Origin of the sequence: Sphingomonas oligophenolica (assembly GCF_006438955.1) — a bacterium.
Classification (GTDB): Bacteria; Pseudomonadota; Alphaproteobacteria; order Sphingomonadales; family Sphingomonadaceae; genus Sphingomonas; species Sphingomonas oligophenolica_A.
On sequence record NZ_RCZK01000006.1, the window covers coordinates 213271 to 229347 of the forward strand.

Below are 16077 nucleotides of genomic sequence, written 5' to 3' on the forward strand. Positions count from 1 at the left end.
GCGCGACCCTAACCGACGATCCGTGATTCGAACAGGCGAAGCCGGCGCCCAGCTGTGGAAAACCCGATGATCGGTGAGTCGCGCACGTGGACCTACCGTGTTCGCCACGATCAGGTCGCCGCCACCCGATCCGCGAACAACGCCTTCAGATCCTTCTTCAATATCTTGCCGTTCGCGTTGCGCGGCAGCGTCTCGTCAACGAACCGCACCGCGACCGGCGTCTTGAACACCGCCAGCCGTTCGCGGACCCACGCCTGGAGCTCCGCCTCCGTCGCACTCTCGCCGGGCGCGAGGTGGACGACCGCCGCTGGCTCTTCGCCCAAGGTCCGGTGCGGGATGCCGATCAGCGCGCAGTCGGTCACCGCGGGATGCGCGTATAGAACATTCTCGACCTCGGTCGAATAAATGTTCTCACCGCCGCGGATCACCATGTCCTTGGCGCGATCGACGATGTAGCAGAACCCCTCGTCGTCGAGCCGGGCGAGGTCGCCGGTGCGCACCCAGCCATCGACGAAGGTCTCGGCGGTCGCTTCGGGCTTATGCCAATATCCCTTCACGATCATCGGCCCGCGCGCCCAAAGCTCGCCGACCTCACCCGTCGCCAATACCTTGACGCCGTCCTCGGCGCGTATCTCGAGGTCGGCCACTGGAACGGGTGGCCCCGCGCTGGTCGGGCGATTGAGATAATCCTCGCTCGAATGGCTCGTCACCGTCGCCATCGTTTCGGTCATCCCCCAGCCATTGCCGGGTAGCGCGCCGAATTCGGTGTAGATGCGCTTGACCAGCTCGGGCGCCGCAGGCGCGCCGCCATAGGCGATCGCCTCGATACTCGAGAGGTCGTACTTGTCGCGATCGGGATGTTCGAGCAACTGCCACGCGATCGTCGGCACGCCACCGGTGACATGCACCTTCTCGCGCTCGATGATCTCCATCGCGCGGACCGGATCCCATTTACGCATGAAAATCAGCGTGCTGCCGGACGCGACCGCGCCCATCATCCCCGCCGAACAGGCGGTAACGTGGAACAGCGGAATCACCGTCAGCGATGTGCGCGGGGTGGGCTCCGGAATCGGATCGCCGCGCCGCAGCAGCGACCGCGCCGCGGCATAGCCTCCTGACAGGATGTTGGTCATCAGGTTGCGATGCGTGCCCAGCGCGCCCTTGGGGGCGCCGGTGGTGCCACTAGTGTAGAAGATCGTCGCGTCGTCATCGGGCGCGATGTCGGCCGAGGGCAACGCGATATCGGCAAGCGTCGCCCAATCGTGCGGAGTACCGATCGCATCTTCCAGCCGCGCCGCCTTGCCCGCCAACGGTTCGGCTGCGCGCGCCACCAGCACATGGTCCAACGCCGGCAGCGCGTCGTAATAGCCCGCGATCCGATGATGGCGCTCATCGTCGACGATCAGCAGTTTCGCGCCCGAATCGGCCAGCCCGTATTCCAGCTCGCCCCCGGTCCACCACGCGTTCAGCGGCACCATGATCGCGCCGATGCTCGTCGCGGCAAAGAACGCCACGGGCCATTCTGGAAGGTTGCGCATCGCCAGCGCGACCCGGTCGCCCTTGCCGACCCCCAGTTCGACGAGCCGCGCCGCCAGCGCGGTGATCGCGCGCCATGTCGCCTCATAAGTGACGCGCTCGTCCTCATGGATCGTGAACGTCCGACTGCCATGCGCACGCGCCGCGGTGATCAGCGCGCGCAGCGAAGCCGGGGCGTTTTTCCACACCCGCGTCGGGATGCCCCCGATGTCGACCGTGTCCATCTCGAACTTCGACCCCGGCGGGGTCAGCATTGCCTGCGCCTGGGGCAGCGAGACGACCGGCCATTCGGGGGACAACGCGATCAACGGTTCACTGGCCAAAACGCTACCTCTCTTCTACCTGTCATCACGCCGACTTGAAACTCGGGTTTGGCTTCACGTCCGCGCGTTGCGAGGTTAGTGTTGATTCACGGGCCGCTCAAGGCAATAGGACGTCCGCATTCGAATTAGAGGTATGGACCGCCGCATGAAGATATCCAAGCCCGCCAACCACGGTTTCGACGCTGATCGGCTGGCGGCGATCGACGGCTTCCTGAAGGAGCGCTATCTCGATTCGGGCAAGCTCCCCAACACCCAGCTGCTGGTCGCGCACGAGGGCAAGGTCGTCCATTTCGCGAGCCAGGGCGCGGCACGAGAGGATGGCACCGCGATCGACGAGGGATCGCTGTTCCGGATCGCCAGCATGACCAAGCCGATCACCTCGATCGCGTTCATGATGCTGGTCGAACAGGGCAAGGTCGCGGTCGACACCCCGGTCCATCACGTCCTCCCCGAATTCAAGGGACTGGGAGTCTACAACGGCGGCGGCGCGGGCGTGCCGTTTCAGACCAAGCCGACCAGTGAGCCGATGCGGATGGTCGATCTGCTCCGCCACACCTCGGGCCTCACCTATGGCTTCCAGAATCGCAGCAACATCGACGCCGCGTATCGCGAGGCCAAGATGGAAAATTGGCACGGCGGCCACGATCTCCAGGGCTTCGTGGCGGCGCTCGGCAAACTGCCGCTCGAATTCTCGCCGGGCGAGGGCTGGAATTATTCGGTGTCGACCGACGTCCTTGGCGCGGTCGTCGAGCGCGTGTCGGGCCAGACGCTCGACGCCTTTTTCCACGACCATATCTTTGCGCCGCTCAAGATGGACGACACCTTCTTCCACGTCCCCGCCGACAAGATCGATCGCCTCACCGATTGCTACACCTTCGTGGCCGGAACGGGCCGCATCATGTACGATCGCGGCGATAAGAGCGCGTGGAGCCGGATGCCCAAGCTGCTCTCGGGCGGCGGCGGGCTCGTCTCGACCGCACTCGATTACCACCGGTTCTGTTCGATGCTGCTGGGCGGCGGGGAACTCGACGGCGCGCGGATCGTCGGTAGGAAGACGATCGAGTTGATGACGAAGAACCATCTGCCCGGCAATTCAGACCTAGCGACGATGTCGCAATCCTTGTTCAGCGAGGCGGCGAACGCCGGGACCGGCTTCGGGCTCGGCTTCGCGGTCAACATGGACGTCGCCAAATCAATGGTGCCGGGGTCAGCGGGCGAATATTATTGGGGCGGGATGTTTTCGACCGCCTTCTTCGTCGATCCCGTCGAGCGCATCACGATGGTGTTCATGACCCAGATGAGCCCGAGCAACGTCTACCCGATCCGGCGCGAGTTGAAGACGATGATCTATTCCGCGCTGACCTAGCATGTGCTCCCGCGAAGGCGGGAGCCCAGAGTTTCAAACGCCGCGCCCGCGGCTCTGGACCCCCGCCTCTGCGGGGGAACAAGGAGAAGAAGATATGACCAGCCCGATCCGCACCGAACGCCATGACGACATCCTCGTCATCATCTCGAACAACCCGCCCGTGAACGCATTGGGCGCGGCAGTACGGCAGGGTCTCGAGGCGGGCATCAAGCAAGGCGTCGCCGATGCGAGCATCAAGGCGATCGTGATCCGCTGCGATGGGCGCACCTTCTTTGCGGGCGCGGACATCACCGAATTCGGCAAGCCGATGCAGGAGCCGGGGCTGGGCACCGTGATCGACATGATCGAGGCAAGCGACAAGCCGGTCGTCGCCGCGATCCACGGCACCGCGCTCGGCGGCGGGTGCGAGGTGACGCTCGGCTGCCATTATCGCGTCGCGGTGCCGAGTGCCAAGATCGGCACCCCCGAGGTCAAGCTCGGCCTGCTCCCCGGCGCGGGCGGCACCCAGCGCATCCCGCGGATCGCGGGCGTGCCCTTGGCGCTCGAGATGACCGCGATCGGCAACCCGATCTCCGCCAAGAGGGCGCTCGACGCCGGACTGATCGACAAGATCGTCGGTGAGGACAGTCTTGAGGCCGACGTGATCGCCTTTGCGCGCGAGATCGCGAGCCAGCGCCCCCTGCCCCGTGCCTCCGAAAAGACCGCCACCGCCGACCCGGAGGCGGTCGAGGCATTCAAGACGGCCAACGCGCGCAAGTTCAAGGGCTTCGACGCCCCCGCCGCCAACATCCGCTGCGTCGAGGCATCGACCACCGGATCGTTCGCCGACGGCATCAAGACCGAGCGCGAGGAATTCATGAAGCTGATGGGCGGCACCCAATCCGCCGCACAGCGCCATTTGTTCTTTGCCGAGCGCCAGGCTGCCAAGATCGACGACGTCCCCGCCGACACCAAGAAGCGCGACATCAAGCAGGTCGGCGTCATCGGCGCCGGCACGATGGGTGGCGGCATTTCGATGAACTTCCTGTCCGCGGGGATCCCGGTGACGATCGTCGAGACCGCGCAGGACGCGCTCGACCGCGGCGTCGCGACGATCCGCAAGAATTACGACAATTCGGCCAAGAAGGGCCGTTTCACGATGGACAAGGTCGAACAGATGATGGGGCTGCTCACCCCCACGCTACGCCTCGACGACCTTAAGGATTGCGACCTCGTGATCGAGGCGATCTACGAGAATATGGACGTCAAGAAGGAGGTGTTCGGCAAGCTCGACGCGATCTGCAAGCCCGGCGCGATCCTGGCATCGAACACGTCGTATCTCAACGTCGACGAGATCGCGGCCTCGACCACGCGGCCGCAGGACGTGATCGGGATGCACTTCTTCTCGCCCGCCAACGTGATGAAGCTGCTCGAGGTGGTCCGCGGCGCCAAGACCGCGCCCGACGTGCTGGCAACAGTGATGGCGCTGGCGAAACCGATCGGCAAGGTCGCGGTCGTCAGCGGGGTGTGCGACGGCTTTATCGGCAACCGCATGCTCTCGCAGCGCCAGCGCCCCGCGACCGAGATGCTGATGGAGGGCGCGCGCCCCGAACAGGTCGATGCGGTCCACACCGGGTTCGGGATGCCGATGGGGCCGTTCCAGATGAGCGACCTGGCCGGGCTCGACATCGGCTGGCATCGCGACCCGACGCGGATCGAGAGCATCCGCGACGCGCTCGCCGCCGAAGGCCGTTGGGGGCAGAAAAAGCAGGCTGGGTTCTACGATTATGACGAGAAGCGCACCCCCTCGCCCTCCCCCCGCGTCGTGGAAATCATCGACGATTTCCGCGCCAAGGCGGGAAAAGACAAGCGCGACATCAGCGACGAGGAAATCGTGGAGCGCACGCTGTACCCGATGGTCAACGAGGGCGCGAAAATCCTCGATGAAGGCATGGCGCAGCGCGCGTCGGACATCGATGTCGTCTGGATTTATGGCTATGGCTGGCCGGTCTACACCGGCGGCCCGATGTTCTGGGCGAACAGCGTCGGGTTGGACAACGTCGTCGCGGGGCTGGAGAAGCACGGCATCGAAGTGGCGCCGTTGCTGAAGCGCAAGGCGGCGGCGGGCGAAACGTTCTGAGCATGACCGACGTCGCTCACCCTTCCGCGCTTCAAGGCCCCATGAAAGTACTACTGTCATGGGAACCCCGCGCCTCTTCCCTCTCCCAATGGGTGAGGGGGGGCGCGGCGAAGCCGCGGAAGGGTGAGGACAGGGAGAAAGTGTCGTGACCGAACGCTCCGCCCTCGCCACCGCCGCCGCGATCCGATCGGGCGAGACCACCGCACTCGCCGAATGCGATGCCGCAATCGCGCGGATCGAGGCGTGCGACGGTGCGATCAACGCGGTCGTCGTCCGCGACTTCGATCGCGCGCGGCGCGCCGCGGTGGAGATTGACCAGCGCCGCGCCCATGGCTTCGACGCGCCGCTCATCGGCGTGCCGATGACGGTGAAAGAAAGCTACGACGTCGCGGGACTTCCGACGACCTGGGGCCTTGAAGAGCATCGCGATTTCATCCCCGACACCGATGCAGTCGCGGTAAAGCGGCTGAAAGCGGCGGGCGCGGTGCTCCTGGGCAAGACCAACGTGCCGCCCAGCCTCGCCGACCTGCAGTCGACCAACCCAGTCTACGGCCGCACCAACCACCCCGACGACGACGCGCTGACGCCGGGCGGATCGTCGGGAGGCAGCGCCGCGGCGGTGGCAAGCGGGATGGTGCCGATCGAGATCGGGTCCGACATCGGCGGATCGATTCGGGTGCCCGCCAGCTTCTGCGGCATCTGGGGTCACAAATCGACTTACGGCACGCTGTCGATCGAGGGGCAGATCCTGCCCGGCACCGATGGCGCGGCGATCGCGATGTCGGTAATCGGCCCGATGGCGCGCGATGCCGACGATCTGGCCGCGGTGCTCGACGTGATGGCGGACATTCCATTGCCGCGCGCGCGCGCGATCGATCCCGCGGCGCTGCGCATCCTCGTTCTCACCAGCCACCCCGTCGCCCCGGTCGCCAGCGCGATCAGTGACGGAATCGACGAAGTCGCCCGCGCGCTGTCCGACGCGGGCGCCACCGTCAACCGCGTGAGCGCGCTGCTTCCTGATCTGGCGCAGCAATTCGCGCAGTACATGCGGCTGCTTTCGATCACGCTCGCGCGCGGTGCCCCGTCCGACGAAGGTGTCGTCGCGACGCTGCCCGACTGGCTCGCGATGCTCGACGATCAGGCGCGCAACGCCCGAAGTTGGCGGCGGCTGTTCGCCGACTATGACGCGGTCATCGCGCCCGCGCTCGGCACCCAGGCCTATCCGCACAGCGACCTGACGATCCGCGAGCGCACGCTGACGATCAACGGCGAAACCTCGCCGTTCGGGCTCCAGTTCGCGTTTCCGGGGCTCGCCACCTACCCCGGTCTGCCCGCGACCGCGATGCCGGTCGGCCGCGCCAACGACCTTCCCGTGGGTTGCCAGGTCATCACCGATTTCCATCAGGACCACACCGCCATCGCGATCGCCAAGCACGCGCATGAATTGCTGCGATGACCGACCCTTTCCCCGCTCGTGCTGAGCCTGTCGAAGCACATGCGCCCCATCATCCGCCCTTCGACAAGCTCAGGGCGAACGGAGCTATTTATGGAAACGCTTGATCAATTCCGCACCGAAACCCGGGCGTGGCTCGCGGAAAATTGCCCTCCGGAAATGCGCGAGCCGGTGCGGAGCGACGCCGACGTGTGCTGGGGCGGGCGCAACTACGATCCCGCCACCAATCCCGCGCAGGCACAGTGGCTGAAGGTGATGGGAGAATGCGGCTGGACCGTCCCCGATTGGCCCAAGGCATATGGCGGCGGCGGGCTGTCGCCAGCCGAAACCAAGGCGCTGCGCGAGGAGATGGCCGCGATCCGCGCGCGCAGTCCGCTGAACTCGTTCGGCATTTCGATGCTCGGCCCGGCGTTGCTGAAATACGGCACCGAGGAACAGAAGCTCGACCATCTGCCCAAGATCGCGCGTGGCGAGATCCGCTGGTGCCAGGGCTATTCCGAACCCAATGCAGGGTCTGACCTCGCCAGCCTCGCCGCCAGCGCCGAGGACGCGGGCGACGATTATGTCGTCAACGGACAGAAGGTGTGGACCAGCTATGCCGACAAGGCCGACTGGATCTTCTGCCTGGTGCGCACGAGCAAGGAATCGAAGCAGGGCGGGATCAGCTTCGTCCTGTTCGACATGGCGAGCGAGGGGGTTTCGACCAAGCCGATCCTCCTCATCAGCGGCTATTCGCCGTTCTGCGAAACCTTCATGGACGATGTGAAGGTGCCCAAGAAGAACCGCGTCCATGACGAGAACAAGGGCTGGGACGTCGCCAAATATCTACTCGGTCACGAACGCGAGATGATCAGCGGGATGGGCCTCGGCGGCACCGGCGGCAATCCGTTGATCGAGGGCGCGATCGCCACCATCGGGCTCGACCATGACGGCCGTCTCGCCGATCCGTTGCTGCGCGCGCAGATCGCGCTGTTCGAGGTGCGCGCGAAGGCATTCACGGCGCAGTCCGAACGCTTTATCGACGAATTGAAGGCGGGGAAGGCACACCCCGCGCAGCCGAGCATGATGAAATATTTCGGCACCGAGCTGAACAAGGCGCGCCACGAACTGGTGATGGCCGCGGGCGGGTCAGACGCGCTGGAATGGGAGAGCGACGCCTCGAACGGCGGTGCCGCCCCCCGCGCGTGGCTCCGCACCAAGGCCAATTCGATCGAGGGCGGAACGAGCGAGGTCCAGCTCAACATCATCGCCAAGCGGATCCTGGAACTGCCGGGGGCGTAGCCGTTTTTTAGCCCTCTCCCGCTTTCACGGGAGAGGAGCGAGACTTGGTCGGCATGCTCCATGATGACCTAGTCGCAGCGGTGAGGGTCTTCTGCGTCGCAACCGTCGACAAGAAGAAGACCCTCACCCCACCCTCCCCCGCGAATAGCGGGAGAGCGCTAAGGAAGAGAGAAGATCGATGCCACTCTATCTCAACGATGAACAACAGATGCTCCGCGACACCGCGCGCGATTACGTGAGCGAACACGCCCCCGTCGCACACCTGCGCAAGTTGCGCGACGACGACGATCCGACCGGCTTCTCCCGTGATCTGTGGAAGCAGTTCGCCGAAATGGGCTTCACCGGCATCCTGATCGGCGAAGACCAGGGCGGCCTAGGCCTCGGCCATGTCGAGGCGGGCGTGGTGCTCGAGGAGATCGGGCGCAATCTGTCGCCCTCGCCCTTCCTTACCACCGCGGTCGCCGCGGTCGCGGCGCTCAAGGGCAGCGCGCAGGCGAACCGCTGGTTTCCCGGGATCGTCGCCGGGAACACCGTCGCCGCGCTCGCGATCGACGAGGGCGCGAAACACCGCAGCGCGGTGGGGCTCAAGGCCGAACGCGCGGGCAATGGTTTCAAACTCACCGGCAGCAAGCAATTCGTCACCCACGGCCATGTCGCGGACCTGCTGATCGTCGCCGCGCGCACCGCGGGCAGCGCAGACGACGCAGAGGGCGTAACACTGTTCGCGGTCGAGAAGGGCGCGGCGGGGCTCGACATCACGCCCGAACGCCTCGCCGATTCGAGCCTCGCGGCGCGCGTATCGTTCGATGGAGTCGCGGTCGATGCCGACGCGGTGATCGGTGAAGTCGACGCGGGCCGCGATCCGCTCGGGCGGTTGCTCCGCGCAGGGCGTTCCGGCGCATCGGCGGAGTTGCTCGGGGTCGGCGGCGGCGCGATGGACCTCACCGTCAACTACCTCAAGGAGCGCAAGCAGTTCGGGCAGCTAATCGGCAGCTTCCAGGCGCTACAGCATCGCGCCGCGCATCTCTACAGCGAGATGGAGGTTGCGCGCGCGGCAGTACTCAAGGCACAGCAATTGCTCGACACCGGTTCCGACCAGGCCGACGCCGCAGTATCGGTCGCGAAGGCGATGACGAGCCTCGCCACGACGCTCAGCGTCCAGGAAGGCATCCAGATGCATGGCGGCATCGGGATGACCGACGAATATGATATCGGCTTCTATATGAAGCGCGGGAGGGTGCTCGCCGAGATGTTCGGCGACGCCAACTTCCACGCCGATGCACTGGCCAAAGCGGCGGGATATTGATGACCGACGACACCTGGACCCCGCCCTCTCCCGAGACGCTCGCCGCGGCGCTCGTCGACCTGCTCGACGTCGAGGAGATCGATACCGACCTGTATCGCGGCGCGCGCAATCCCGGCGGCAAGGGCCGGGTGTTCGGCGGCCAGGTGATCGCACAAGCGCTGCAGGCCGCGCAGCGTTCGACCGAGGGCAAGGCAGCGCATTCGATCCACGCTTATTTCATGCGCGCGGGTGATGAACAGCATCCGATCGTGTTTCGCGTCGTCCGCGATTTCGAGGGCAAGAGCTTCGCCACGCGCCGCGTCGTCGCGCTGCAAAAGGGACAGCCGATCCTCAACCTGGCGGCGTCGTTTCAGGTCGAGGAGGACGGACTCCATCATCATGACGCCATGCCCGCCGACATCCCGCCGCCCGAAAACCTGACATCCGAAAGCGAATTGCGCCGCGAACAGGCGCACGAAATCCCCGAGAAATTCCGCGAGATGTTCCTGCGTCGGCGCAGCCCGATCGATATTCGCCCGCTCTATCCGCGCAGCTGGTTTACCCCGGTCAAGCGCGATCCGGTAAACTATAGCTGGTTCCGCTGCGTCGCGCCGATCGGCGACGATCCCGCGACCCACCGCGCGGTGCTGGCCTATGCCAGCGACATGGCGTTGATGGCGACGAGCATGATGCCGCACGGCGTTAACTGGATGACCCCGGGGATGCAGAGCGCCAGCCTCGATCATGCGCTGTGGCTCCATGAGCCGGTGCGCGCCGACGAATGGCTACTTTATGCCACCGACAGCCCGTGGGCGGGGCATGGCCGCGGGATGAACCGGGGGAGCATCTATACCCGCGACGGCCGTCTGGTCGCCAGCGTCGCGCAGGAAGGGCTGATCCGGATGCGGAGTGAGCATCGATAATCTGGGTTAAGCACGCGTTTACCGGATGTTCGCGCTTGTCGGATACGCCCGGCGCATCGGCCTTCGGAGACCAACCGTGTACCGCCTGCTCTACATCAGCACTGCCCGTCAGATCATCACGACCACCCAACTCGGCGCTATCCTAAGCGTCTCGCGGCGCAACAACGCGGCGGTCGGGGTCACGGGCCTGCTCGTCGCGGGTGGCAAACGATTCCTCCAAGCGCTCGAGGGCGAAGAAGAAGCGGTCAGGACGGTCGTCGAGCGCATCCGGCTCGATCCGCGCCATATCGGGATCGCGACCCTGGCAAGCGGACCGATCACCGAGCGCGCGTTTCCGAACTGGTCGATGGGCCATCAGGCAGGTGGTGACGTGCTTCCCGGCACCTCGATCGCCAACGTGCTCGCGGCGTTGATCGCCCCGATCGAAGATCCGTCGCTGCGCGCCTATTTCACTGGCTTCGCGGAACTCCACGCCGCCGCATAGGACCGCTCGTCATACCGCTGTCCGACCATATTCCTGCTTGGTGACCGGGTGGCTCGACGATAGCCCGCCATCGACCGCGATCGCCTGGCCATTGACGTAGCTGGCGTCGTCGGAGGCGAGGAACAGCGCCACCTTCGCGAGTTCCTCCGGCTGCGCCCCGCGCCGCAGCGGATTGAGCCGCCCGACCCGGTCGATCTTCCCCGCCTCCCGCGCATAATCGAAGGTCGGCTTGGTCATCCCGGTCTCGGTCAGCCCGGGGCAAATCGCGTTGACGCGCACGTTGCTGCCCGCCAATTGCTGCGCAGCGGTCTTGGCGAGGTTGATGACGCCGGCCTTCGACGCCGAATAGGCCGGCGACCCCGCCCCCGAGCGGATCCCCGCGACGCTGGCGGTGAGGACGATCGCGCCTCCCGTCTGGTTCTGGGCGGCTCTCTCTGCAATTTTCGGCGCAGCATGCTTGATCGCGAGGTACGGCCCGATCAAATTCACGCGCAGCACTTCGGTGATGAGCGACACATCGGTGTCGAAGATATTGGCCATGCCCCCCGAAATGCCCGCATTGGCAAACATCACATCGAGCCCGCCGAATTCGGCACACGCCAGTGCGACGGTCTTAATGACATCGTCTTCGTTACCCGCGTCGATCCGGATCGCCTTGGCGGTGCCGCCCGCGTCCGCGATCATCCGCGCGGTCTGGTCGGCCCCTTCGGTCTTGTCGGCGCAGATCACGCTGCCGCCCTCGCTGGCGAACTGCAGCGCCGCGGCGCGCCCGATCCCCGATCCTGCGCCGGTAACGATGATCGATTTGTTCTCGAACCGCATAACTTCTCCTGTGATCAGATCGTGACGCCGCCGTCGACGACCAGTGTCTGCCCGGTCATGAAACTGCTGGCCTGCGACGCGAGATAGACGACCGCACCCGCGATCTCGTCCGGTTCGCCGATGCGGCGCAGCGGCGTGGTTGCGTTGCGGCGGGTGAGCGCCTTTTCATCCTCCCACAAGGCCTGTGCGAAATCGGTCTTGATGAGGCCCGGCGCGATGCAGTTGACGCGGACATTATCGGGACCGAATTCATGCGCGAGATTGCGCGCGAGCTGCATGTCGGCGGCTTTCGAGATCGCATAGGCGCCGATGACCGGGGTACCGCGCAAGCCGCCGATCGACGACACGATCACGATCGATCCCGATCGGCGCGCGCACATCTCGGGCGCGACCATCGCGATCAGCCAGTGGTTGGAGACGATGTTGTTGTCGAGCACCTTGCGGAACTGATCGTCGGTGATCCCCGCCTGCGGCCCGTAATAGGGGTTCGACGCGGCGTTGCAGACGAGCACGTCGATCTGGCCGAAGGCCTTGCGGGTCTCATCGACAAGGTTCTGGAGTCCGGCCTTGTCGGAGATGTTGGCCGCGACCGCGATCGCGGTGCCATCGCCATATTTATCGTTGATCTCGGCGGCCACCGCATCGCACGCATCCTGCTTGCGGCTCGAGATCACCACCTTCGCGCCATGCTCGGCACACTCGAACGCGGACGCCTTACCGATCCCGCGCGATGATCCGGTGATGACGACGATTTTTCCGGTCAGATCGAATAGCGACACGTCAATTCCTCCTATCGTGCTCCCCTCCCGCAAGCGGGAGGGGAATTTAAGCCCCGGCCTTCTGTGCGAACTCCCAGCTCGCCTCGGCCAGCCGGTACACGCCCGCCGCGGACTTCTCGGCGTTGGCGCTCGACGCCGTCCCCTCGACGATGCGCTTCTTGATTCCCTGAACGATCCCGGTGAGCCGAAACAGATTGTACGCGAAGAACCAGTTCAGATCGGGCACCCCATCGCGCCCGGTCGCAGAGCAATAACGTTGCGTCATGTCCTCGATCGTCGGAATGCCGCTATCGCCCCCCGCAATGCCGAGCACGCCCGATCGCCCCTCCGGCTGGGTCACCCAACTCATCAAAAAATAACTGAAATCGGCGAGCGGATCGCCCAGCGTCGACAACTCCCAGTCGAGCACCGCGATCACGCGCGGTTCGCTGGGGTGAAAGATCATGTTGTCGATCCGGTAGTCGCCATGGACGATCGACGTGCGGGTCTGGTCGGGGATCGTGCGCGGCAGAAACTCGATTAGCTTCTCGACCGCGGGCATATGCTCGGTTTCGCTCGCGCGATATTGCTTGGTCCAGCGCGCGACCTGGCGTTCGAAATAATTGCCGGGCTTGCCATAAGCGCCGAGCCCCGCGGCGGTGTAATCGACATTGTGCAACGCGGCGAGCGTGTCGCACATCGCGTTGTAGATGCCGGTTCGCGTCGCGGGATCGTAATCGGGCAGCGTCCCGTCCCACAGGTTGCGCCCATCGGCGAACCCCATGACGTAGAAGATCGCGCCGAGGACGCTTTCGTCGAGACACAGGCCATAGGGTTTCGCGACGGGAAAGCCGGTCGGATACAGTCCGTCGATCAGCCGATATTCGCGATCGACCGCATGCGCGGACGGCAGCAGCGGCCCGAACGGCTTGCGGCGCAGCACGTACGGACCCGACGGGCTGTCGATCCGGAATGTGGGGTTCGATTGCCCGCCCGCGAACTTGGCGTGGGTCAGCGGGCCTTCGAACCCCGCGACGTTCGCCTCCATCCACGCGGTCAGCTTCACCTCGTCGAGCTTGTCCTTGCCCTCGGCCGCGATGGTCTTGATCTCGCCGGTCATGCGCGCCTCCTCAGTTGAAGGTGATGACGCTGCGGGTGGTATCGCCCTGCCGCAGCTCGTCGAACGCGTCGTTGATCCGCTCGAGCGGCATCCGGTCGGCGATGATCGTGTCGAGATCGAGCAATCCACGCTGATAGAAATCGACCAACCTTGGGATATCCACCGGGAAATGGTTGCGCCCCATCAGCGCTCCCTGGACCTTCTTGTCGGCGAGCAGATCGAGCGCCGACAGCCCGACCTTTTCGCCCAGCGGCATCATCCCCAGGATCGTCGCAGTGCCGCCACGGCGCAGCACCTTGACCGCGGTCGCGGCGGATTGCGGGCGCCCGACCGCCTCGATCGCGTGATGGACGCCGCCCTTCGAAATCTCGACGACCTGATCGGCTGCCGTGTCGCTCAGCGCGTCGATGCTGTGCGTCGCTCCCAGCTTTTCGGCGACCGCGCGCTTCTCCGCGACCGGATCGAGCGCGATGATTTTCCCCGCCCCCGCAATTTTCGCCGCATTGATCGCGGCCAACCCGATTCCGCCGCAACCGACCACGCACACCGTTTCGCCCGGCACCACCGCGGCGGCGTTGAAGATCGCCCCTGCCCCCGTCGTCACCGCGCAACCGAGCAGCGCGGCGCGGTCCATCGGCATCTCGCGATCGATCGCGACGCAGGCGTGCTCGTGGACGAGCATCATCTCCGCGTAGGCGCTCAGGTTGAGCATCTGCGCGATCGGCGTGTCGCCGAGCATCAATCGCGGCGGCGCGCCCTTGGGGCGCTTGGTATCGGCGCCGAGACACAGCGACATGTGACCGGTGACGCAGAATTCGCAATGGCCGCAAAATGCGCTGAGGCACGTGACTACATGGTCGCCGACCTTGACGCTGCGGACCTCGTCGCCCACCGCCTCGACGACGCCCGCCGCCTCATGCCCCGGGATTCCCGGCAGCGGGTGCGGATAGGCGCCATCGACGAAGTGGAGATCGCTGCGGCACACTCCGCAGGCAACGGTGCGGATCAACACCTCGTGCGCACGGGGCTTGTCGATGGTGACATCCTCGATGCTGAGGGGCGTCTTGGCTTCGAAAAGGACGGCGGCCTTCATGTAATCGCTTCTTTCGTCACCCCGGGCTCGGTCCGGGGTCCATCACGCGGCTTGGTGATGGTGGAGAGATGGACCCCGGATCGAGTCCGGGGTGACGGGTAGAGGTTCAGCGCGACACGCCGACATCCCCGCTGGACGCGGTATCGGCCTTGTAGTCGGCGTACTTCCCGAACTCATTGCGCGCGATTGCGCGATTGTGGACCTCGTCGGGGCCGTCCGCAAAGCGCAGCGTGCGCATCGCGGCCCAGGCGTGCGCGAGGCCGAAATCACCCGATACGCCACCCCCGCCATGCGCCTGAATCGCATCGTCGAGGATCGACAGCGCCATATTGGGCGCCTGGACCTTGATCATCGCGATCTCCTGCTGCGCCGATTTGTTGCCGGCACGGTCCATCATGTTGGCCGCCTTCAGGCACAGCAGCCGCGTCATCTCGATATCGATCCGTGCGCGCGCGATCCGCTCCTCCCAGACCGAGAATTCGGCGATCCGCTTGCCGAACGCGACCCGGCTCAGCAGCCGTTTGGCCATCGCCTCGATTGCAGTCTCGGCGACGCCGATCGTGCGCATGCAATGGTGGATGCGTCCCGGCCCCAGGCGACCCTGCGCGATCTCAAAGCCCCGGCCCTCGCCGAGCAATACATTCTCGACCGGGACGCGAACATTCTTGAGCTCGACCTCGCCATGCCCGTGCGGCGCGTGGTCATAGCCATAGACGCTCAACATTCGTTTGATCGTGACCCCGGGCGCATCCATCGGCACCAGGATCTGGCTCTGCTGCGCGTGGCGCTTGGCATCGGGGTTGGTCTTGCCCATCACAATCGCGACCGCACAGCGCGGATCGCCGACGCCGCTCGACCACCATTTGGTGCCGTTTATCACGTAATCGTCGCCGTCGCGGACCATGCGGGTTTCGATGTTGGTCGCATCCGACGAGGCGACCGCGGGTTCGGTCATCAGGAAGGCGGAGCGAATCGTGCCTTCCATCAATGGCTTCAGCCACCGATCCTTTTGCTCGCGCGTACCGTAGCGGTGAAACACCTCCATGTTGCCGGTGTCGGGCGCCGAGCAGTTGAAGCATTCAGACGCCCAGCCGACCTTGCCCATCTCCTCCGCACACAACGCATATTCGAGGTTGGTGAGCTGCGTTCCTTCGAACTCGAAACTGTCGTCGACATGGGTCTGCCCGGAGTGCGGCGGCATGAAGAAGTTCCACAGCCCCTGCGCCTTGGCGATTTCCTTGACGTCCTCGATCACCTGCAGCACTTTCCAGCGCTCGCCATCATGGTGCTGGTCGTCATATTCGGCTTGCCGCGGACGGATCTGTTGATCGATGAAGGTCCTGACGCGGTCCCGAAAATAGGTCTCGCGGTCGCTCAGCGTAAAATCCATCGGGCGTCTCCGTGTGCTCGTTTCGGGGGCCGGTCTAGACCGTACCGACTTTTCGGTAAAGCGCTGCGCAATCCAAGATGGAGGCTTTTTCCGGCGCATATCGAGGTTAGTGAAAAAACACTGT

General features: G+C 65.1%; 13 protein-coding genes. 7 read left to right on the forward strand and 6 right to left on the reverse strand.

Translation table 11 applies throughout. The annotated features are described in order from the left end of the window. Positions 1 to 110: 110 nt before the first annotated feature. A complete protein-coding gene (locus EAH84_RS09825) occupies positions 111 to 1859 on the reverse strand; it encodes a class I adenylate-forming enzyme family protein (protein ID WP_241656534.1) in 1749 nt (582 codons plus the stop codon). 145 nt (positions 1860 to 2004) lie between these two features. Here EAH84_RS09825 and EAH84_RS09830 point away from each other — a divergent pair, with 145 nt between their 5' ends. The 7 genes from EAH84_RS09830 to EAH84_RS09860 all read left to right on the forward strand — a co-directional run bounded on the left by EAH84_RS09830 (position 2005) and on the right by EAH84_RS09860 (position 10770). Then, a complete protein-coding gene (locus EAH84_RS09830; protein ID WP_241656535.1) occupies positions 2005 to 3225 on the forward strand; it encodes a serine hydrolase domain-containing protein in 1221 nt (406 codons plus the stop codon). A gap of 94 nt (positions 3226 to 3319) precedes the next feature. After that, a complete protein-coding gene (locus tag EAH84_RS09835) occupies positions 3320 to 5344 on the forward strand; it encodes a 3-hydroxyacyl-CoA dehydrogenase NAD-binding domain-containing protein (RefSeq protein ID WP_140871348.1) in 2025 nt (674 codons plus the stop codon). 145 nt (positions 5345 to 5489) lie between these two features. Next, positions 5490 to 6800 (forward strand): amidase family protein, encoded by a 1311-nt coding sequence (locus EAH84_RS09840; protein WP_140871351.1) that lies wholly within the window; start codon positions 5490 to 5492, stop codon positions 6798 to 6800. Positions 6801 to 6890: 90 nt separating this feature from the next. Next, positions 6891 to 8078 carry an acyl-CoA dehydrogenase family protein gene (locus EAH84_RS09845; protein ID WP_140871354.1) on the forward strand — a complete coding sequence of 396 codons (1188 nt, stop codon included), beginning with the start codon at positions 6891 to 6893 and terminating at the stop codon, positions 8076 to 8078. Positions 8079 to 8256: 178 nt separating this feature from the next. Beyond that, the gene (locus EAH84_RS09850; RefSeq protein ID WP_140871357.1) at positions 8257 to 9384 is read left to right on the forward strand and encodes an acyl-CoA dehydrogenase family protein; all 1128 of its coding nucleotides are present in this window, start codon (positions 8257 to 8259) and stop codon (positions 9382 to 9384) included. Continuing rightward, positions 9384 to 10286: an acyl-CoA thioesterase gene (locus EAH84_RS09855; protein WP_140871361.1), complete on the forward strand. Its 903-nt coding sequence runs from the start codon at positions 9384 to 9386 to the stop codon at positions 10284 to 10286. Before EAH84_RS09850 ends, EAH84_RS09855 begins: the two co-directional genes overlap by 1 nt. 76 nt (positions 10287 to 10362) lie before the next feature. Beyond that, positions 10363 to 10770, forward strand: a complete 408-nt coding sequence (locus EAH84_RS09860; protein WP_140871364.1) for a BLUF domain-containing protein — start codon at positions 10363 to 10365, stop codon at positions 10768 to 10770. Between the two features lie 9 nt (positions 10771 to 10779). Here the strand turns inward: EAH84_RS09860 and EAH84_RS09865 are convergent, their stop codons facing one another. The 5 genes from EAH84_RS09865 to EAH84_RS09885 form a co-directional block, all read right to left on the reverse strand. Then, complete coding sequence (locus tag EAH84_RS09865; RefSeq protein WP_140871367.1) at positions 10780 to 11592, reverse strand: SDR family NAD(P)-dependent oxidoreductase; 813 nt, start codon at positions 11590 to 11592, stop codon at positions 10780 to 10782. 14 nt (positions 11593 to 11606) lie between these two features. Continuing rightward, entirely contained in the window at positions 11607 to 12371 is a 765-nt protein-coding gene (locus EAH84_RS09870; protein ID WP_140871370.1) for an SDR family NAD(P)-dependent oxidoreductase, read from the reverse strand. 46 nt (positions 12372 to 12417) lie between these two features. Next, positions 12418 to 13470: a phosphotransferase family protein gene (locus EAH84_RS09875; protein WP_140871372.1), complete on the reverse strand. Its 1053-nt coding sequence runs from the start codon at positions 13468 to 13470 to the stop codon at positions 12418 to 12420. Positions 13471 to 13480: 10 nt separating this feature from the next. Continuing rightward, positions 13481 to 14563 carry a Zn-dependent alcohol dehydrogenase gene (locus tag EAH84_RS09880; RefSeq protein ID WP_140871375.1) on the reverse strand — a complete coding sequence of 361 codons (1083 nt, stop codon included), beginning with the start codon at positions 14561 to 14563 and terminating at the stop codon, positions 13481 to 13483. Between the two features lie 106 nt (positions 14564 to 14669). Further along, complete coding sequence (locus tag EAH84_RS09885) at positions 14670 to 15953, reverse strand: acyl-CoA dehydrogenase family protein (protein WP_140871378.1); 1284 nt, start codon at positions 15951 to 15953, stop codon at positions 14670 to 14672. Positions 15954 to 16077: the final 124 nt, after the last annotated feature.